The organism is Fibrella aestuarina BUZ 2 (assembly GCF_000331105.1).
Lineage (GTDB): Bacteria > Bacteroidota > Bacteroidia > Cytophagales > Spirosomataceae > Fibrella > Fibrella aestuarina.
On the sequence record NC_020054.1, the window covers coordinates 2,525,144 to 2,545,238 of the forward strand.

The window sequence follows — 20,095 nt, forward strand, 5'->3', positions numbered from 1 at the left end:
ATGTTTCATTATTCACTTTTCATTATTCGGTCTCTGGTTCTTCCCGCCGCCGCCGGGTCAGGTCGGCCAGGGTATTGAAGTCGACGGTAATGACAAAGCCCACGCCGGTTTCCACCACAAACCCTTCCAGAATTGTCCGTTCGGTGTTGTTACGGCGGTAGGCACGAAGCGCGTAACGCCCATCGCGGGTAAGGTTGTAATTGAGCGACAGGTTATCGAACACGGCATTGTTGTTCTGGGCAGCCCGCACGTCGCTGGTGCCGTCGACCAAGAAGTTACGGCCCACCGAGACCGTCAGGCGCCCTTGCAGGAAACTCCGCGAGAGGCCGATGTTCAGGTCGGTGCGGTTGGCCGTTGCGCTACCCGTCTGCGCCAGCCCGCTTTTCGAGTCCAGGTTTACGTCCAGATCGACGCCCTTGATGAGACCCGAAGCGAACTGCTGCAACTGCTGCGAGATCACTTTACTCACGCTGCTCCGGGCCAGGTTTTCGGCGGTGTTACCCACGTTGAAATCGGAGTTGGAGCCGTTCGACGTTTCGGCGATGAAGTTGCCCAGAATGAGCAAGCCAAAGACCTGCTTGTTCATGTCGTTGGGGTTGTCGCGCAGGGATTGCAGCTTGCGCGACACCGGATCGGCCGCCGCACCCAGGCGCGTCAGCGTTTCGCGCGGAGCCAATATGTCGAAGGTAATGCTGGGGGCCGAGAGGTTGCCGCTCACCGTCAGGGCCACGTTGTAAGGCACCTGAATCTTGGTGGTGGGGGAGGTTTGCGTCGAAACCTCGCTCGAAATTAGGGCGTCGGATGTCGTGCGTGCTTCGTAGATGGCCGTCAGGTTCAGGTCGGCTTTCAGCGGGTCGCCGGTGAAGTTGATGTAACCCCCTTTTTGCAGAGCAAACTCGCGCTGAAGCACCTGATACGTCAGCGAGTAGCGGCCTTCGGTCACTTCATACCGCCCCAACACCGAAATCTCGCCACTGGGTGCTACGTTGACCGCCAGGCGCGCGTTGCCCCGTGCCCGCAGGTTGTCGCCGTTTAGCTCATCGACCACGATGGTGATTTCCGACTGCTCATCGGCTTCGAGCGTCAGGTTGATGTTTGATTTATTGAGCTGGTCAAACTGCAACGGTGCCCTGACCGAATCGACGCGGGGTTTCAGGTACTTGCTCAGCGCCAGCGTGTCTTTGTGGTCGATGAACGTCACGACTTCGCGGGCATCTTCAAGGCTGGCGTCGTCGCTGGGCAGCACCGTCGTTACTTTGCTGCCGTCTTCCAGCCGCACGTTGCCGTCGATGGCGGGCGACGACCCTTTTCCTACCACGTGTAGGTTAGCCGAGATCGACGCCTGGCCGTAGACGAAATCATTGTCTTTGCGGGCGGCGTTCAGCGCCAGGAAGTTATTAGCCCGAACCCGCAAGTCGTACGACACATCGGGGATGTTACTCAGCACCACCTTGCCGTCGGTTGTCAGGGTACGGCCTAGCGTATCACGTAGGTTGAAATCAGTGAAGGTGACGGTTTGCCCCGCCAGCCGGATGCGTTCCTGATCGATCCGGTAGGTAGCATTCAGCCGCTTGATGTTGAAGGCAACCGAGTCGAATGAGATACCGCCATTCAATTGGGGCGAGGTGGTGCTACCCAAGATGTCGGCTTCACCGTGCAACGTACCCCGCGCCCGCCGCAACTCGCCAAAGCTGAAGGCCTCGATGGTGCGGGCATCCAGCCGGTTGAGCTGCAACAGAAAATCAAGATTGGATTTGGGGTCGTTCGGGTTGTAAAAGCCCGACAGTTTGGCGTCGTTATACGTACCCAGCAGGCTCACATCAACCGAGATACGCCCGTCCGATGCGTTGGCAAATTTGCCGTCCACATTGCCGATAGGCTTATCCATCACCCGCAGGCTATCGACACGCAGATCACCCGTGAAACCCAGTTTGGTGAAGTAATCGCGCACGACCACGTTGCTGTTGAGCGTGCCCGACACCGTCGACGTATCCTGGTTAGCAATAGCCGCCAGGTCACGCAGGTTCAGGTTACGGGCCTCCACCCGTAGGGGGGTGTTGGGCTTCGGCTCGGTGCTGTTCACGACCAGCGTTTGCTCCCCTTGCCGGATCAGGAAGCCCTGCGCCAGCACCCCCGCCGGACCATATTGCAGGAAACCCGTGCTATCGGCCGTCCAGGTGCGGTAGTTAGTGAGCAGGCCGCGCTGCCCTACCTGTAGCCGGTAATCGTTGCCAACCAGCGACACTAGCCCCGCCAGCCCGTGTCGGTCGCGGTCGGCCGAGTCTTTGCTGACGACCGAGAACGTGAACTTGTTGTTGGCGGCTGAGCCGCTCAACTGGGTTTTGTAGAGTTTTAGGCTACTCGTCTGCACGCCGTTGAGCTGCCCCGCCACGTTCAACTGGTTATTGTAAGCCAGCAGCGCCAATGAGGAGCCTTTGATTACTGTCGTGTCATAGTCGACGAGGCCGGTGTTGATGCGGGCCGCAAACGTGGTGTCGCGGGTATTGTCAAGGTAAGCGTCGAGTTTGACGGGTTCCAGCTTGCGGATACCGGGAACAAACGCCTGCAACAGCGGATCCTGACGGACCTGCCCCGTGACGTAGAAACTATAGGGGGGCTGGATGGTCTTGTAAGTAAGGTTCGGAATGCGGAAATACTTCCCGATTTCGCCCGCCACGATATCATATAGATTGGTGTATTCAAACTGCCCGCTTAGCGCCAGTTGCCCAAACGGCAGGCCCAGCACCAGCGTCTTGCGGTTGGGGTTCACGGTGCCTGCTTTCAGGTACAGCGTGTCGATGGGGTAGCTTTTGCCCTTCAGGCTCACCACCGCATCCTGGGCGTAGATGGTCCCCTCGGGCCGGACGGGGTCAGTCGAGGTCATCGCCAGCTGAATGTTGCCTTTGATCGAGAGCGGGTCGGCATAAAGCTTGAGCTTGTCGAGGTTCAGCTCGTTGATGTTGATGGTGCCGTCGATGCTGGGGTAATCGGTTTTTAGCCCCACGCGGGTGTCCAGCGCCAGCCGGATGTTGGGGTCATTGATACCCCCTTTTAGCGTCAGCGTACCACCCGATAACGTACCGGCTACGTCGGCGTTCTTATAATTATAGCCATTAAGATCCGCCTGATCGACCACCGCCCGGAAGTTGGTCGAGAGCGTTTTGGGATCGATGCCGCGCCCGTTTACGGCAGCCCGGGCCGTGATGAGGCCAAACTGCTTCGGATTCATCAGCCACTTGCCCGCATCGAACTTGTCCAGTATGGCTTTGCCTTCGTAGGCTTGGTTTTTCCCCGCGTAAAAGTTGCGCAGCGTACCGTCGAACGCTGCCGTGCCCCAGTTGGTGGCTAGTTTTGCATCGGTCGTCAGGTTGTCCAACGTACCTCGGATGCGGCCCGTCAGGTTTAGTTGCGGCGCCAGTGCCACCGAGTCGGGCAACGTACCTGCGGGCAGGAGTTTGCGCAGGTCGGCGCGGTTGGTGCGGGCTTCGGTGAGGGTTATATCGAGGCCCAGCCGGTCGGGGACCGTAACGTTGGTGAAGCGCCCCGCCATTTTGAGCGATGTACCGGAGAGCATCGCCAGTTCGGCGTTGGGGATACGTAGATCGGCCAGCGTACCGCGTAGCTGCGTGTTGAGGCGGACCACCTCGCGGCTGTTGCCCGCTAGAGGCGGCGTGTTGGCCAGAAACGGGGCCAGTTGCAGCACGTCGGCAAAGGCGAGGCGACTCTGGCGCAGGTTTACGAGCACACGTACCCGGTTCAGGTTGCGTCCCTCGGTTGCCCGTGTGAGCTGGCCCAGCGAATCGTAACGCAGTTCGAGTCGGTCGCGGAGAATGGTGCCGGGGCTACCGGGCGAGGCCGTGCGGATAAATAGGTTGCTCAGCAGAGTCTGTTTTTCGCCGTACTGCGCATCCACGTCGAAATGTTGCAGCACAAACCCACTTTTGTCGCGGAAGCGCCCTTGCCGAATCTGGCCCGAAATCAGGGCGGGGCTGTACAGCAGGTTTCGGCCTTCAATGCCCAGTCCCTGCATATCGAGGTGCCCATAGTCCAGCCCTTTGGCTTGCCGGGGCTGCGTTTGATCGTCGAACCGGAGCCGGTTGTCGGTGAAACGTACCCGACCCACGCGCGCTACCCAGCCCGCCGGTTGCGCTTCGGCGGCTTTAGCCGCATTTTTCACGCGCGGGTCCGCCTGCTGAATGGCAACCGCTGCCGCCGTGGAGCGGGCCTCTTTTTTAGCCCGTGTCGGGCGCAGCAATGTGGTCGTGATGTCTGATTTATCGAGCAGCAGCGATTTGATGCCGACTTTTTCGCCGTTGAGGTAGAAATAGTCGCTTTCCATCGCCAGCCGGTTCACCTTACCCGTCGTGGCAAAATCTGCCGTTTCCACGCGAACGTCCCACAGGGTGTTGGTTAGCTGCCAGCTGCCCAGCCCCAGATCCAGTGTGTCAGATGACGTCTCGGGTGTTTCGGGGGTCGGCAGGCCTTCGTAAAGGCGGGTCTTGATGTTCAGCCGATCGCCCCTCACGTCCCGAATGCGGTAGCGCGACTGCGCCACGTTGACCGCCTCGAAGTTGACGTGCAGGCTGTCCATGTAGGCATCCACGTTGGCCCCGGCAACGTCGTCTTCGTACCGGATCAACACCTGCCGAAGCGCTACCCCCGACAGGCTGATGTCAAGCGGAGTCGAGGTGGTGTCGGCCGGTGGGGCCACTTTCGTCGCCAGGCTTGCGGTGTCGGGCTTAGCCGTATTGAAGGCGTCGAGGATGTAATTGAAGTTGAACGCCGTGTCGGGCAGGGTGCGCGTCACGTGCAGCCGAACGCCTTCCAATTCAATCTGATTGAGCGAAATCTTATTTTGTAACAGCGCCAGCATGTCGACATCGACGCGCATCCGGCGGCCACTCAGCAGCGTATCGCCCTGGGGTGTTTTGAAAAAAACGTCCTCCAGTTCAATCCAGTCGGGAATTTTGTAGCGGATGCGCCCAATACGAAACGGCGCCTTTATCTTCTTGCCTAGATAATTGTTAACCTGCTGGGTAACAAACTGTTGCCCAAAAGGAGTGGTCGCAATAACCGTGACAAAACCAACCACTAATAACACAATGGTTAGTATGACAAGGCCGGTTGTCAGCAGGAATCGTTTCACTAAATCCGTGTAAAGTCTGATGGATTATCCATTGGTATAACGGCTAAGGGTGGGGGATGTTTGAGTGTTTTCAGTTTAGGGTTTGGGAGTTTTCTGTTTGGCGTTGGCTTACGCTGGTTGAGCTCACGCTGACAAACTCCAAACAGAAAACTCCCCAACGCTAAACTATCAAACTTCCTCCCTCACCCAATTGCCCACGCCTGCACGACCGTTCCGGCCGGGAAGTTGCTCTCCGTGGCCGGGAATTCCAGGAAGGCGTCGGCGGCGGTGAGGTTGGTGAAATCAGCGGAGCCACTGCCCGGTAACGGTTCGGCCAGCAACGTACCCTCGGTCGAGGTCGTCAGGTGGGCGGGTGTGAAATAGGTGAGCGGTGGCGCAAACGTAACGGGCTTGGCCAGTTGCACGTAGAGCGGCGGTTCGCCGGGCAGACCCATCGCCGTTTCGAGGTAAGGGCGAACGTACCGGTAAAAGCAAAGCGTGGTGGAGACAGGGTTACCGGGCAACGCAAACACCACCCGCTGGTTATCGGGGCTGGTGCCAAACCACATGGGTTTGCCGGGCCGCTGTTCAATTTTATGGAAGTGTTTGCGAATACCCAGCCCCGCCAGGATATCGGGTACGTAATCGGCTTTGCCGGCCGATACGCCGCCCGTCATCACCAGCACGTCGTGGCCCGACAGTAAGGCCGACAGACCGCTCGTGATGGTGGCTACGTCGTCGGGGTAATGATGAATCGAGGCGTCGATGCCCATCTCGTGCAACGCCGCCCACAGCAGGTGCGCGTTGGATTGCCGAATCTGGTGGGGCAACGGTGTTTGTTCAATCGTAACCAGTTCGTCGCCCGTCGAGACGACCGCCACGCGGGGCCGCTTCCGCACCGACAGCGACGTTTGCCCCACCGACGCCACCACTGCCAGATCGACGGGCCGCAGGCGCACCCCTGCCGACAGGACTACGTCGAAGGTGCGGCGGTCGGTGCCTTGTTTGTGCACGTTGAGGCCACGGCTTATCTCTGCAGCTGGGATCGTCAGCGTGGCAATGCCGTCGGTGATGGACAGGTCTTCGTACCGGATGACGGTATCGGCGCCGCTGGGCAACACCGAGCCGGTCATCACCTCCATGCAGCCGGTGGGGTCGGGGAGGGGTTGCTGGGGTTCGCCCGCCCGCCCGATCGCCAGGATCGAAAAAGCCGTTTGGCCATCGGCCAGCGCGTCGTACTGAATGGCAATGCCGTCCATCGCCACCCGGTCAAACGGCGGGAAATCGCGGTCGGCCAGAATGGTCTCGGCCAGTACGCGGCCCGGCGCCTCGGTAAAGGCAACGGTTTCGGTCGTGAGCGATAACTGGTGCGACGCGAGCAGGTCGTCGGCTTCGGCAACGGTCAGCATAAGGCAGTAGAGACAGTTTGAAGAGCGAAGAAACACGCATTCTGGTAAAGAAGCAGCATTAGCCAGACCACTTTTGGGATACAAAGTCGTTTTGACCGCACAAAGAAAGAGCGCCGCCCTCACTGACTATTAGGCAGCGGGGGCGGCGCAAGACAAACGGATACAGGCTACTGCTTGAGCGCTGCCAGCGTTTTTTCGTAATCAGCCGCGTCTTCTCCGGTCTTTTTGGCGAGGGCAAGTGCCTCTTCTTCATACTTGATCGCTTCCGGCTTGCGCCCCAGTTTACCGAGCAGTTGCGCGTAAGTGTCGAGTGAGGCCGCCGACCGATTTAATTCCAGCGAGCGTCCCGACCAGGCCAACGCCTGGTTCAGATCGGCAGGGTCGGTAAGGGTTTCGAAGTAGCCCCAGGCCAGACTGTTCAGGGCCTGCGCTGTTTGTTGGGTAGCCCCGTTTTTCATCTGATCGGCATACCGCTTGAAATTGGCGGTTTTCTTCACGGAGTCGGGGAGCGATTGCGTCTGGGTTAGAAACCGCTGATAGGCTTCGTCGTTCCTGGTCTTCAGCGAGTCGGCAGAGACGGCCATCAACGGCTGGGCCGATTTGGTGGCGAACTCGCGGTATTTGGGTACGTTTTTGGTGCGTTTGTAAAAATTGAGCCACATGCCGTCTGTCGCTGTGGTGCCCGCTGGCCCTTTCATGCCCAGTTTCTGGGTCAATTTCATCCGATTGGCAATCACGCGCTCCATCTCGGCTTCGGAGGTGGCTTTGCGCTCGTCGCGGGCCAGTAGCTGGCTAACCGCCATCACGGCTTTCTGAACGGCAGGTGCCGACGTGCGCTGGCCCTGATTGGCCTTGATCCCATCCAACAGCCAGTCAAACCCTTTCGAGTTTGTGGTGGTCAGGTTACCGCTGATGAGTTCCAGCCCAGCCGGGGTGGTCAGGTCGGCTTCAGGGGCCGCAAGCAGGTAGGCGTCCAGTGCGTCGCCATTGGGGAGGCCAAGTTGAGCTCGTTGGGCCAGATACGTCTTCAGAAAGTCAGCATCACGTTTACCATTAGCAAACTCTTTGTCCCAAAGGGCAATCGGTTTAGCCGTTCGGGCCGCTTCGATAGCTTTGTTGGCTTCATCGACCAGGCCCTTGATGCCGCCATATCCTACTGTGCGCTGAATCAGGTCGCCGTCGGCTGATACGAACAGCGAGGTTGGGTAAGCCGTGACGTTGTATTTTTTCGCCACCTCAATGCCTTCGCCTTTCTCGGCGTCGATCTGGTAAGAAATGAAATTGGCGTTGAACAGGTCGCCCACGGCCTTGTCGGGGAAAGCCTGCTTTGCCATCAGTTTGCAGGGGCCGCACCAAGTGGTATAAACGTCGACAAACACGGGCTTCTTCTGCTTTTTGGCCTCAGCCAGCAACTCGTTCCACGTACCCGTAAAGAAGTGGATGCCTACGTGGTCATCGGGGGGCAACGAAGCGAAGACGTGGGACGGGGCGGTCAGACCCAAAAGCGCCAGCCACAGGGCCAGCACACGGACATAAAGGCGTGTTTTCATGGGATTGCTTGTGCGTAGTTATACGGAGATTTAGTAAAGTAGGGGTAAGGTAGTAAACTGTTTTGTTAAATCCATGTAGTAAGGGCCGTTGAGACGTTGAACCAACCGGCGAATTGGCTTGTCCTATAGGTGTATGACACCCACAACAAATACCCATGAAAAAGGAGGCAACCGCCGGTCGGCATCAACCAAACCCACTGGCGACGTAAGCGATCAGGTCAGCTGGCGCGAACGCTTTGCCGCCCTCGGCAACCTACCCACGTTTTTTCGGCTCGTCTGGGCTACCTCGCCGCCGCTGTTTCTGGCCGATGCGCTGCTCCGGCTCGTGCAGGCAGCTATCCCGGCGGCCACGCTCTATGTCGGCAAACTCATTATCGATCAGGTCGTTAGTCGCACGCAGGGCGGCGCTGCCGACACCACGTACCTGTGGGAACTGGTGGCCATCGAGTTTGGCCTGGCCGTGCTCTCAACGGCCATCGGGCGGGCGGTGTCGCTCATCGACGGGCTGCTGGGCGACAAGTTTGCCAACCAGACGTCGATCCGGCTGATGGAGCACGCTGCTGAACTCGATCTGGAGCAATTTGAAGACGCCACCTTCTACGATAAACTCGAACGCGCGCGCCGCCAGACCAACGGCCGCACGGTGCTGTTATCGGGCGTGTTTGGGCAGGTGCAGCAACTCATCTCGGTGGGCTTTCTGGCGGCGGGGTTGGCCGTGTACAATCCCTGGCTGTTGCTGCTGATTGCCGTGGCCGTGACGCCCTCGTTTATCGGTGATAATTACTTCAACCGGAAAAGCTACTCGCTCTCGCGCAGCTGGACGCCCGAACGTCGCGAACTCGATTACCTCCGGTACGTTGGGGCCAGCGACGAAACAGCTAAAGAAGTCAAGATTTTCGGGTTGTCGGGCTTCCTCATCGACCGCTTCCGTACGCTGTCGACCGAGTACCTGAAGAAGAATCAGGCCATCGCCGTGAGTCGGGCGGGCTGGGGTACGTTGCTCACGGGCCTCGGCACGGCGGGCTACTACGGCGCCTACGTCTGGATTGTGCAACGCGCCGTGACGGGCCAGATTTCGCTGGGCGACCTCACGTTTCTGGCGGGGTCGTTCCGGCAGGTACGTAGCTCGCTCGAAGGCATTCTGTTGCAGTTCAGCAGCCTGACGCAGGAGGCCGTTTACCTACAGGACCTGTTCGATTATTTCGCCATTCAGCCGCTCATTCATTCGCCCAAGACCGCCCTGCCGTTTCCGGCTCAGGTACGTTCCGGTTTCACGTTCGAGAATGTGGGCTTCAAATACGCTAACAGCGACCGCTGGGCGTTGCGCGGGCTGTCGTTTACCCTACAGGCGGGCGAAAAACTGGCGCTGGTGGGCGAAAACGGCGCGGGCAAAACTACGCTGGTGAAGCTGCTTGCCCGCCTCTATGACCCCACCGAAGGCCGGATTCTGCTCGACGGCCATGACCTGCGCGACTACGACCTCGACGATCTGCGCCGCCACATTGGGGTGATTTTCCAGGATTACATCCGGTTCAAAATGTCGGCGGGCACCAACATTGCTGTGGGCGACATCGACGAGCGCACCAATCAGCCGCGCATCGAAACGTCGGCGCAGCGCAGCCTGGCCGATACGGTCATTGCCAAGCTGGCCGGGGGCTACAGTCAGCAGTTGGGCAAGAGCTTCAATCAGGGCGTCGAACTGTCGGGGGGCGAGTGGCAGAAGGTGGCGCTGGGCCGGGCCTACATGCGCGACGCCCAACTGATCATCCTGGACGAACCCACCGCCGCTCTCGACGCCCGCGCCGAATACGAGGTGTTTCAGCGGTTCAACGCCCTTACCGAAGGCAAATCGTCGGTCATTATTTCGCACCGGTTCAGCACCGTTCGGATGGCCGACCGTATTCTGGTGCTCGAAAACGGGCAGTTGCTCGAAATTGGTTCGCACGAGGCGCTGCTGGCGCAGAAGGGTCGTTACGCCGAACTGTTCACTTTGCAGGCTCGGGGGTATCAATAACGGGTGCGTCAGCAATCAACCAGAAATCTTTCTAACTTGATTCGCCTAAGCCAGCCTTGACCATGAACCGTTTACTACTGCTGATTGCCGCCCTACCTGGGCTGTCTACTGTCCTGTATGCGCAGAATTCTGTCGTACCGTCGCCCGATGTTCAGGTGAAAACAGCCGTGCTGGCTGCGCCTGAAGACAAACGGGCTGGGGCAACCGTCTACGGCTACTCACCGACGAATGCATTTGTGTTACTGCGAAAAGGAACCAACGAACTGATCTGCCTCGCCGACGATCCGCGGCAGAAAGGGCTCAACGTATCGTGCTACCACCGGGACCTGGAGCCCTTTATGGAACGCGGCCGGGTGTTGAAAGCCGAAGGAAAGAAGCCCGACGAAATCCTGAAAATCCGCGAGCAGGAGGTGAAGGAAAAGAAACTGACCATGCCGGCGCATCCCTCGTCGCTGTATGCGTATACCGCCAAAGAGGAAGAGTACACGCCCGCAACGGGTGAGGTCAAAAACGGGTATTTGCGCTACGTGGTCTATATCCCCTACGCCACCGCCGAGAGCACCGGCCTGCCGCTGAAACCCGAAGCCCCCGGCATGCCCTGGATCATGGATCCCGGTACGCACCGCGCGCACATCATGATCAACCCGCCCGTTTCGGCAACGGCAAACCGCTAACCGCCTTTACCACCTCACCCCATGCTGTTCACTACGCGTAGTTGCCTCCTCGGCGGGATGCTGTCGGTGCTGTTTGCCTGTTCGTCAACTCAGGAACGTGAGCAGACGAAGCCGTTCAGCCCGGCTTTCAAACTGATCAAAACCAAGCCCATCTACTTCAACTCGTTTGTCGACTGCAACATGGCAGAGGCGTGGGTGGGCGACACGTTTCGGATTTTTCCGGGCAAATACGGCGAAGATCCGCTTTGGGGCGATGCCCGCGACCTGAAGTTTGCCGATGGCCCCAACGCCGAAGCTACGTTCCGCAACAAAGCCGAGGCCTTCACCGAACCCCAATTGCCCAAGAACGCGCCCGTTGGAAAGCCGGGCCTGCACGGGGCCATCTGGTTTGAGACGGTGTATCAGGCCAAAGCCGATTCGTCGGGCCGGACGCTGTATGCCGTTTACCACAACGAAAACTACCCGTCGACGCTGCCGTACGATGCCAAAACGGGTGAGGGCTACCAAATAAAGGACTGGCCCGAAGGCATCAAGGAACCCGGCTCGATGGCCGCCGTTTGCCGGATCGGCATCATGAAATCGACCGACGGCGGGCGTAGCTGGACCAACCGCGGGTTATTCCTGGAAGACAAGCAGCCGCGCATGATTCTGCGCAAACACAACACGGGCAATACTTTCGCCGGGGGCGTAGGCGACCCGTCGGCGGTGGTCAGCGGCGATTACCTGTACCTGTTTTACGGGGAATATGGCTACCCCGGTACGTATCAGGCGGCGACCTACGACCCGCAGGTTGAACGGCGTGGGCAGTGCATCAGTGTGGCCCGTATCCGGCTGGCTGACCTCGATCAACCGCAGGGCAAGGCCCGCCGCTGGGATGGTAAGGCGTTTACGGTTCCCTTCGACGAGGTCGGTAAACCTGTCGCCAGCCTGCAAATCCCGGAAGCGGCGGGGGGCGGCCCCACGTCGTCGCCCAAAGCGGGCTATCATTGGGGGCCGTCGGTGAGTTGGAACACGCACCTCAACGCCTGGGTAATGCTCATGGCGAAAGCAACGGGGCCCTCCTGGGCGGGCAGCAGCATTCACATTTCGTTCAATCCCCACGCCGATCTGGGTGAAGCGCTGAATTCGCAGGACTGGACCCAACCCAAGCAACTCCTCGACCGCCCCGGCTCCTTCCTCTGGTACCCGTCCCTGCAACCCACCAAAACGCCCGACGACATCAAAAACCGGCACACCTGCCTGCGGCTAGGGCAGCGGGCCCGGCTCTTCGTCAAAGATATTCAGTCCAAACAGAGCCAATACCTGTCGGAATACGTGATCGAGTTTGAGTGAGAATTGCGTGCGGTCAGATCGGATATTGGGCAGCACATCCGTTCGCTTGGCTTACCGCAACAGCATAAGTTTACCCCGCAAGGGCGGAAAGAGGGGCGAATACCGGATGACGTAGGTATACACGCCGCCGGGCAACTCAACGCCATCGAGCCGCCCGTCGAAGCGGGGTTGATCGGCGCCGCTGCCGTGAAAAATGGCCGAGCCCCAGCGGTTGAAGACCGTCACGTCGAGGTCGGGGAAGGCGGCGGCATTGACGATTTCCCATTGGTCGTTGTCGCCATCGCCGTTGGGTGTAAAGGCATCCGGGGCATAGAGCCGGTCGACCACGTCGATCTCGATGGTGGCGGTGGCCGTGCAGCTACCGGCATTGGCTACCCAAAGTGTGTAGGCAATGGGCTGCCGGATATCGTCGATCTGCGCGTTGGCCACCTGCGCGTCCCGCAGCCAATCGGCGGGCGACCACAGAAATTGCGTGGGGTCGCCGGTTAAGCCCGGTTGTAGCGTAAACGAGTTGCCCCGGAACGTCAGCATCTGTTCGGGCAGATCGATCGTCGGGATGGGATACACGATGGCCGTCTGCGACGTGGTCACCGCCACGCACTCGGGGGCGGGGCGCAGGCTGTAGGTGATCGTATGCTGCCCTACGCCCGCCGCCGCCGGGTTGAACTGCGACCCGGTGACGCCCGGTCCGGCAAACGTACCGCTGAGGGGTTGGCCGATCAGCGTTTGCGCGGCGGCCACCGTGCCGCACATCGGCGGAAGCACGTCGAGCGCGGGCGCAACGGGTGGAACGGCACTCAGCGTGAGCGGTGGCGACGTACCCGTACAACCGTTGGCATCGGTGGCCGTCAGGCTGAACGTACCCACCGCGCTGGTACTGTGGGTGCTGCCCGTTTCGCCCGCAAGCAACTGCCCATTGGCCGTCCATTTGTACTGGATGCCGCCATCGGCCAGCAAGTCGAGGCTGCCGCTGGGGCAGATACGGTTGAAGCCACTCGCCGACAGCAGGGTTGCCACCACCGCCGGGGCGCGGGTAAGCTGCCGGGGCTCGCTAAGCACGGAACAGCCCAGCGTGAGGTGGGTGAGCCGGGCCTGGTACGTACCTGGCTGGCTAACGAGCAGTTCGTCGGCGATGGCCCCCGGTACTACCTGCCCATTGACCAGCCATTGATAGCCCATGTCGGGGAGCGTCGAAACCGTCATCGTTACGGATCCGTCGGTCGCGCACAGCTGTCCTTTAGCCGTCAGTGTCGGCGTGGTGTTCATCGAATTAATGGTCAGGCTCTGGGTGCCGCCGGCCTGCGTGCAGGTGTTTTTGAGCGACACCTGCACTGTATACACGCCCTGATCGTTCACGGTCAGCTCGCTGTTGGTCGCGCCGGGCATATTCAGGCCGTCGCGTTGCCACTGGTAATTCCAGGTTGGGTCGTTGGTGACCACGAGCGTGGCCGATTCGCCGGGGCAAAGCGTGGTTTTGGTCGCCGTAACGGGCAGGCCTTTGATCTGCGCCGTGGGGGTGGGTGTTTGGGTAGGGGGGCAGTCGACCACCAGAAACTGGAAATCGCGCCGCACTTCGCCGATCTTTTGCCCGCCCCGGTATTCTTCCACCAGCACGGCGAAAACAAACAGTCCCGTTTTGGTCGGCGTTACCGACAGTTGACCCGTTGCCCGATCGACCGAAAGCGACGGGCTCCCCGGAATGGCGTTGTCGGCCGAGTACCCTGACCCGAAACTAACCGATGGGTAGGGGCCCGCCGAAACGCCGTTATTGCTGTTGGTGCGCTGATTCAGCGGCGTAATCATGCTGTAACGCAGCTCATCGCCGTCGGGGTCGGTGCCACCAAACGGGAACGTGAACGGGTTGTTGAGACATAGGTATTCGCCGTTGACCGGCGCAAACGACGGCGACGAGTTATTGCCAAATTTGCCCGTTGTGCTGAGCGCCGGAAATTCAAGGTAAAACGTAAAGCCCGTGTTCAGCGGATTCACGAGATTATCGACGCTGCCGTTGCGGTTGCGGGTCTGGTAGGCGATGTAGTAGCCCTGCGAGTCGTTGTACTGCGCTGGCGACAGCTGAAGGTCGGCGACAAACGTGGCCGAGATGAAATTCAGGTTTCGCTGGCTGGCGCAGAAGGCGTTGGCGTACACGATCGGGCTGCGCTTGACCGTCCCCGTTTCGTAGGCGATAAACTGCGTCATCTGCACGTTGTCGCGCTTCCGATAAATGCCGATAGCCCCGTTGGAAACGGCCGCGGCCCGGTTGTTATTCTCGAAATAGTTGGTAACCGTAACGATGAAATGACCGGGTTGGTCGCCCACCGCCCGCATCTCCAGATGGCCGCCCACCAGGTGCGTGGCCGACGTAAACCGGGGGCACAACAGACCAATCAACAGAAAGAGTGCGTAAAACGTACAGCGCATAGCGTAGGGGTTACTGGAATGACGTAGGAAAGCGATCCCGGCTCTCAGATGAACCGGTTGTCAATCAAGAGAATACGGCGATGGGTGGCGTACGGTTTACTGCGTCAAGATACGCAGAAAGCAAACCAATGGTTGCGGTCATTCTACTAGAAAAAGGGGCCGCACCAATCGAATTGGTGCGGCCCCTTTTCCGAACGGGCGTATGTGGTTGTTCTAGTACTCTTCGCCGTTGCCGTTGCCGCCACCCTCGCGGTTGGTACGGCGCTTCTTGGGCTGGAACGTCATCTTGCCGAAGCGGTAGTTGAACGTCAGCTTCACGTTCTGGTTGTAGAGCCGCATCACGCTCTCCTGCTGCAAGGTGGGCGACGAGAAGGTCGATACCATCTGCACCCCACCGGCAAAGTTTTCGGCGGCGAGGCCAATGCTCCCCTGTTTGTTGGCGAAGTTGCGCAGTACCCCCACCGAGTACATGTACATGCCGCCCTGCTGCCCCTGTAGCTGAATCCGTGGTCCGCTCACGAAGCCGTTGGCCTGAATGCCCCATTTGCCCAGCGACCACTGGCTGGTCAGGCGGCCGCTCAGGATCGTACCGGCATTCTCGCGGGTTTCCGACCGACCGCTGGCGTCGGTTACCTGACCCCGCATGAGGCGGTAATACAGGTCGACGCCACCGTTGATGCTCCACTTCGGCGTCAGCTGCACGTTGCCAAACACGTTGGTGCCGATCGTCCGCTCGAAGCCGATGTTGGCAAACGTCGTGATGATGGCCCCCGGCACCGAATCCGACGCGATACGTACCTGCGTGATTTCGTTGTTGGTCTGGCGGCCAAACACGCTCCAGTTCAGGTACACCTTCTTCACCGTCGTGCTGAGGCTCAGCTCCACGTTGTCGGTCAGTTCGGGGCTGAGGTAGGGGTTCCCCTTCGTGATGTTCAACGGGTTGGAGGCGTTTACGTTGGGGTTCAGCATTTGTAGGAAAGGCCGTTGAATACGCCGGTTATACGCCGCCTTGAGCGTGGTGGTCTGGCTCAGTTGCTTCGACAGGTTGACGCTGGGTACCAGGTTGCCGTAGTCGGGGATACCCAGTGACTTGCCGTCGGTGCCGAAAGCCGAGATGCCCGTGTGTTCGTAACGTACCCCCGCTTTCAGGGTGTATTTGCTGCGGCTGGCGTAGGTATACGACACGTACCCAGCCTGAATACCCTGCTGGTAGTCGAGCGAACCCGACGGGCTGTTCAGGTCAGGTACAAACAGGTCGCTGTTGCCGGTTGCGGCCAGGTACTCAAACTGGCTGTTTACCTGCCGGTTGATGGCCTTACCGCCCACTTCGAGCAACTGCCGGCTGCCCAGCGGCGTCTGGTAATCGGCCTGAAACGTCAGCTCCTGGTTGGTATTGTCGTTGACGTTGCGTTGCCGACGCAGAATCTCGCTCGACGTGCCGCTCAGCAGGTTGGCCGTGTAGTTGTTATCGACATTGGCGCGGCTCAGTTGCAGCGACAGGCTCAGTTCGGGGCGGGTCTGGTTGCCCTCGCCCGAGCCGTAGGTACGTAGGTAGTCGAGGCTGGCGTCGATGCTGTTAGACAGGTTCTTCTGCTGGATGTCGCGAGTGGTGGGGTTGCCGTTGTATACGTTGTTAAGGTACGTCTGCGTAAACTGGCTCTGCGACTGAACGAAGTTGCGGGTGCCGTAGCGCACGCTGGCCGAGAGCGACTCATCTTTCTTTAGGTCGTAATCGGCGCTGAGCGAATAGGAGCCAAACAGCGGGTTGTCGAAGTTGCTGTTCTGTTGCAGGCTGCGTTGGGTGCCGCCGCCGGGCAGCAACGTCGTCTGGTCGAAGGTCGAGGAGGCGCGGTTGTACATGTAGCGGCCAAACCCGCCCAGGCTGATGCCCAGTTTCCCTTCGCGGTACGAGCCGTTCAGCCCCAGGTTGGAACCCCGCGTACCGGCCCCGGCGTCGACGGTCATCGTCATGCCGTGTAGCGTATTTTTCTTCGTAATGATGTTGATAATCCCGGCGGAGCCTTCGGCGTCGTACTTGGCCGAGGGGCTGGTGATCACCTCCACGCTCTTGATCATATCAGAGGGCAGTTGCTTCAGGGCGTCGGCCACGTTGGCGGCTACGATGGTGCTGGGCTTGTTGTTGATCAGCACCCGGATGTTGGTGCTACCCCGCAGGCTCACGTTGCCGTCGAGATCGACCGAGAGTAGTGGCACTTTCCGCAACAAATCGGCGGCATCGCCACCGCGGGCCGTCAGGTCTTTTTCGGCGTTGAACACCAGCCGGTCTACTTTCTCTTCGATCATGGCCCGCTGCCCCGTCACGGTCACTTCGCCCAGCAGCCGCACGTCGGGCGCCAAGGTTACCGTTCCCAGCTTCATATCGGTGTTTTTCTCCAACTGAATCGGTCCGGCGTTGCGCGTCTGGTAGCCGATGAACGAGTACTGGAGGCGGAACGTACCGGCGGGCAGGTTCTTGAGCGAAAATTTGCCCTGTCCGTCACTGACTCCGCCATCGACGGGTTTGCCGGTGGTGGCGTCGATCAGCGCGATCGTGGCGTATTCAACGGGCTTACCCGAGGCCGAGTCGGTCAGTATCCCGCCTAGTTTGGCCGAGCCTTTAGGCGCGTTGCTGTCGACGCCCGGCACAAATTCTTTTGTTTTCTTGCTGTCCTGCTGCCCCTGTCTGTAGCCGCCCATGCCCGGAGGGCCGCCCATACCGCCGCCCCCGCCGCCGGGAGGGCCAAACTGAGCATAAGCCGGTGCCGATAAGGCGACCAACAGGATGAGAGCGGAGAGACGATTCATGGCTAGTGTATTTTTAGTGCTTGTGCCACAAAGGTTTACGTGGCTTTTGTAGGAAAAAAATGAGTGTAGCGTTACACCCGAAATGTGTCGATAATCATCAGAAATGCATTTCATCGACACATTATCCCCGTTTATCGGCGGTGTGCACAAAGACGTGCCAGAAGCCCGTACCTTTCGTTATGTGGTCGGCTCACCACGGATTGGTGGGTCGATAGGGAGATGAATTATGAGAGCAATTGAACGCTACCAGGGGGCATTGCATACCGTTGGCTGGCTGGTCTTCATCGGCCTGCCATTCCTGACCTTGCCCTCTTTTCTATGGAATCCGCAGGACCTGATTAGCATTGGCACCGCACAATTGCTGACGGGCGGCGTGATGATCGTCTTTTTCTATTACAACCTGAATCAGCTGACGCCCGCGCTGCTGTTGCAGCAACAACGCCGCCGGTTTGTGCTGGTGCTGCTGGGGGCGCTGGTGACCGTTTGTCTGGTGAAACTGGCCTGTTTTTACGGCCTGCCCCAGGCGCCCCGCCCCTGGGCCAAGCCCGGCGGCCGCCATAAGCCGTTTGGCCCCTGGCCGGGTGTGCTCAGCGTGAGTTTTTCGTTTAGCTTCATCACCATGCTCAGCTCGCTGATCGCCCTGAGTCGCCACCACGCCCGCCTGCGCGATCAACAGCAACAGATGGTGATTGGCAAAGTATCGGCCGAACTGGCCATGCTGAAGTTGCAGGTCAGCCCGCATTTTCTGTTCAACACGCTCAACAACATTCGCTGGCTGGCCCGCCAGAAAGCCGATCAGACCGAAGCGGCGGTGGTGAAGCTTTCGCAGCTGCTGCGGTATATGCTCTATCAGGCGCAGCGTGATCGGGTATCACTCACACAGGAAATCGAGCAGTTGCACTACTACATCGATCTGCAACGCATGCGCCTCACCGACCGTCAGACGGTGACGTTTACCGTGCAGGGGCCCGTCGAAGGGTTGCTGATCGAGCCGTTGCTGTTTATCCCGTTCGTGGAAAATGCGTTTAAATACGGCCTGCACGGGCAGGAAAAGAGCAGCATCAGCATTCAACTGGCCGTTGATGGGCAACAGCTTACGTTCATCGTCGATAACCCGACGTTTGCGCAGGCAAGCATGTCGACTGAGGATTCTGGGATTGGGATTACCAACGTGGCGCAACGCCTGACCCTGCATTACCCCGGTCGGCACATCCTGACTTATGGGGAAGACGATGGTCGTTTCCGGGTGAAACTGGTGCTGGAAGCCGAAGGGTCACCCGCCACCAAAGCCCCGCGTCCCGCGCCGATGAATGTGTGACGGGCCAACTCCTTCTATGCTTCCCGACGATATTGAATGGCCCATCTGGCCGTTGGTGGAGGCGCTGACCCAAACGGGACTGGTGCAGACGTTTTCCAGCTGCGCGGGTCATTTCGAGCCGACGGAACAACGCCTCCGCGACCGCAACCACGCCGAAGTGCGCTTTATGCCAGCCGCCAACGTACCTGAGGCTTCCGTAGAGGTGGCATTGGGGCAATGGCTGGCGCGGTTCAAAGCCCGGCATGGCCTGATGCCCGTGACGGCCGTTGGGTACAAACTCTTCACCCCACTAGATGCGGAAACGGTTGAACAGACGTTCGTACTCGAACTACGTCCGTTCAACCGTTTCGATCAACCCGCTACCAAACGTGCCGACATCGATAGGGCCATTGGGCAGTTGGTAGGGGTAATTGGTGGTCATTAGGCTTCGCCGTCATTGATGGTCATTCGTTGTACAAAACAATTAATGACAACGAATGACCATCAATGACCATCAATGACAATGCCCCCCATTAAATCTTCAGCACCTTCATGTAATCGGCGTCGATCTGCATGCTGGCCATCGGCGACTGCGGGTATTCTTCCTGCTCAACCAGAAAATGCTTCATACCGCTTTTCTTAGCCTGTTTCAGAATCGCTTTGTAGTTGACGACGCCCTTACCCAGGTTCTGCTGCACCACTTTGCCGTCGGCTTCTTTCTTGTAGTCTTTGATGTGGCACAACTCATAGCGTTTGCCATGCTGTTTCAGGTGGTCGACGGCGCTCTGACCGGCTGCTTCGATCCAGCACAGATCGAGTTCAAACATAACGTTGATCGGGTCGGTGTTGGCGAGCAGGTAATCCTGCGGCAACCGGCCGTCGGGCATGGGGCGGAACGAATAATCGTGGTTGTGGTACCCAAATTTCAGCCCACCATTGCGAACGGCTTCGCCCACGCGGTTGAAGCTGTCGGCGACGCGCTTCCAGTCGTCCCAGGTTTTCTGCGGGCCGATGTATGGGCAGAGCATGTAGCTGAGTCCGGCACCATTGGCCATGTCGATATACTGCTGGAGCTTATCGGCGTCTTTAGCCGCACCCCCAAAGTCGAAGTGGGTACTCACCATCTTCACACCCAGTCCGTTGAGGAACGATTTCATGGCGGCGGGCTCCATGCCCCACAGGAAACCCTGCTCGCCCTGATAGCTCTCAAACTGCTTATAGCCCATTTTGGCCAGTTGGGTCATGATGCCTTTCGGGTCTTTGGGCAGCACATCCCGAACGCTGTAGAGTTGGAGGCCGAAATTACGGATAGTGCCACCGAAGGCATCGGTCAGCGACGAGGAAAGCGCAAGCGTACCGGCTGAAAAAAGGCCCGCCTGCTTCAGAAAATCACGTCTGTTGGTTTGCATGAAACTAAGATTTGAAGCGAAAAGATACAGCGCCGACCGTTCTAATGAATAGCCTGCCC

General features: G+C 59.1%; 11 protein-coding genes. 5 read left to right on the plus strand and 6 right to left on the minus strand.

The features are described from left to right. Positions 1-22: 22 nt before the first annotated feature. The 3 genes from FAES_RS10360 to FAES_RS10370 form a co-directional block, all read right to left on the minus strand. Entirely contained in the window at positions 23-5,146 is a 5,124-nt protein-coding gene (locus tag FAES_RS10360) for a translocation/assembly module TamB domain-containing protein (RefSeq protein WP_015331158.1), read from the minus strand. Positions 5,147-5,328: 182 nt separating this feature from the next. After that, positions 5,329-6,534 carry a molybdopterin molybdotransferase MoeA gene (locus FAES_RS10365; protein WP_015331159.1) on the minus strand — a complete coding sequence of 402 codons (1,206 nt, stop codon included), beginning with the start codon at positions 6,532-6,534 and terminating at the stop codon, positions 5,329-5,331. A 167-nt stretch (positions 6,535-6,701) separates the two neighbouring features. Continuing rightward, positions 6,702-8,084, minus strand: a complete 1,383-nt coding sequence (locus tag FAES_RS10370; RefSeq protein ID WP_015331160.1) for a thioredoxin family protein — start codon at positions 8,082-8,084, stop codon at positions 6,702-6,704. Between the two features lie 133 nt (positions 8,085-8,217). Between FAES_RS10370 and FAES_RS10375 the strand changes: the two genes are divergently transcribed. The 3 genes from FAES_RS10375 (at position 8,218) to FAES_RS10385 (ending at position 12,104) form a co-directional block, all read left to right on the plus strand. Further along, positions 8,218-10,098 carry an ABC transporter ATP-binding protein gene (locus FAES_RS10375; RefSeq protein ID WP_015331161.1) on the plus strand — a complete coding sequence of 627 codons (1,881 nt, stop codon included), beginning with the start codon at positions 8,218-8,220 and terminating at the stop codon, positions 10,096-10,098. A 62-nt stretch (positions 10,099-10,160) separates the two neighbouring features. After that, positions 10,161-10,772 carry a hypothetical protein gene (locus FAES_RS10380; protein WP_015331162.1) on the plus strand — a complete coding sequence of 204 codons (612 nt, stop codon included), beginning with the start codon at positions 10,161-10,163 and terminating at the stop codon, positions 10,770-10,772. Between the two features lie 21 nt (positions 10,773-10,793). Beyond that, entirely contained in the window at positions 10,794-12,104 is a 1,311-nt protein-coding gene (locus FAES_RS10385; RefSeq protein ID WP_015331163.1) for a hypothetical protein, read from the plus strand. A gap of 51 nt (positions 12,105-12,155) precedes the next feature. On the opposite strand, the gene FAES_RS10390 is transcribed toward FAES_RS10385, so the two are convergent. Both FAES_RS10390 and FAES_RS10395 read right to left on the minus strand, forming a co-directional pair. Further along, positions 12,156-14,525 carry a T9SS type B sorting domain-containing protein gene (locus FAES_RS10390; protein ID WP_015331164.1) on the minus strand — a complete coding sequence of 790 codons (2,370 nt, stop codon included), beginning with the start codon at positions 14,523-14,525 and terminating at the stop codon, positions 12,156-12,158. A 213-nt stretch (positions 14,526-14,738) separates the two neighbouring features. Beyond that, the gene (locus FAES_RS10395; RefSeq protein ID WP_041257750.1) at positions 14,739-17,330 is read right to left on the minus strand and encodes a TonB-dependent receptor domain-containing protein; all 2,592 of its coding nucleotides are present in this window, start codon (positions 17,328-17,330) and stop codon (positions 14,739-14,741) included. Between the two features lie 226 nt (positions 17,331-17,556). Between FAES_RS10395 and FAES_RS10400 the strand changes: the two genes are divergently transcribed. Next, complete coding sequence (locus FAES_RS10400; RefSeq protein ID WP_015331166.1) at positions 17,557-18,648, plus strand: sensor histidine kinase; 1,092 nt, start codon at positions 17,557-17,559, stop codon at positions 18,646-18,648. 16 nt (positions 18,649-18,664) lie between these two features. Further along, positions 18,665-19,072 (plus strand): hypothetical protein, encoded by a 408-nt coding sequence (locus tag FAES_RS10405; protein ID WP_041257751.1) that lies wholly within the window; start codon positions 18,665-18,667, stop codon positions 19,070-19,072. Positions 19,073-19,160: 88 nt separating this feature from the next. On the opposite strand, the gene FAES_RS10410 is transcribed toward FAES_RS10405, so the two are convergent. Continuing rightward, positions 19,161-20,036: a sugar phosphate isomerase/epimerase family protein gene (locus FAES_RS10410; protein ID WP_015331168.1), complete on the minus strand. Its 876-nt coding sequence runs from the start codon at positions 20,034-20,036 to the stop codon at positions 19,161-19,163. Positions 20,037-20,095 lie beyond the last annotated feature (59 nt).

Excerpts from the sequence above, each read along its gene's own strand:
- FAES_RS10365 (WP_015331159.1), bottom strand. The coding sequence starts at position 6,534 with ATGCTGACCGTTGCCGAAGCCGACGACCTGCTCGCGTCGCACCAGTTA.
- FAES_RS10400 (WP_015331166.1), top strand. The coding sequence starts at position 17,557 with ATGAGAGCAATTGAACGCTACCAGGGGGCATTGCATACCGTTGGCTGG.
- FAES_RS10410 (WP_015331168.1), bottom strand. The coding sequence starts at position 20,036 with ATGCAAACCAACAGACGTGATTTTCTGAAGCAGGCGGGCCTTTTTTCA.
- FAES_RS10385 (WP_015331163.1), top strand. The coding sequence starts at position 10,794 with ATGCTGTTCACTACGCGTAGTTGCCTCCTCGGCGGGATGCTGTCGGTG.
- FAES_RS10370 (WP_015331160.1), bottom strand. The coding sequence starts at position 8,084 with ATGAAAACACGCCTTTATGTCCGTGTGCTGGCCCTGTGGCTGGCGCTT.
- FAES_RS10390 (WP_015331164.1), bottom strand. The coding sequence starts at position 14,525 with ATGCGCTGTACGTTTTACGCACTCTTTCTGTTGATTGGTCTGTTGTGC.
- FAES_RS10375 (WP_015331161.1), top strand. The coding sequence starts at position 8,218 with ATGACACCCACAACAAATACCCATGAAAAAGGAGGCAACCGCCGGTCG.
- FAES_RS10405 (WP_041257751.1), top strand. The coding sequence starts at position 18,665 with ATGCTTCCCGACGATATTGAATGGCCCATCTGGCCGTTGGTGGAGGCG.
- FAES_RS10395 (WP_041257750.1), bottom strand. The coding sequence starts at position 17,330 with ATGAATCGTCTCTCCGCTCTCATCCTGTTGGTCGCCTTATCGGCACCG.
- FAES_RS10380 (WP_015331162.1), top strand. The coding sequence starts at position 10,161 with ATGAACCGTTTACTACTGCTGATTGCCGCCCTACCTGGGCTGTCTACT.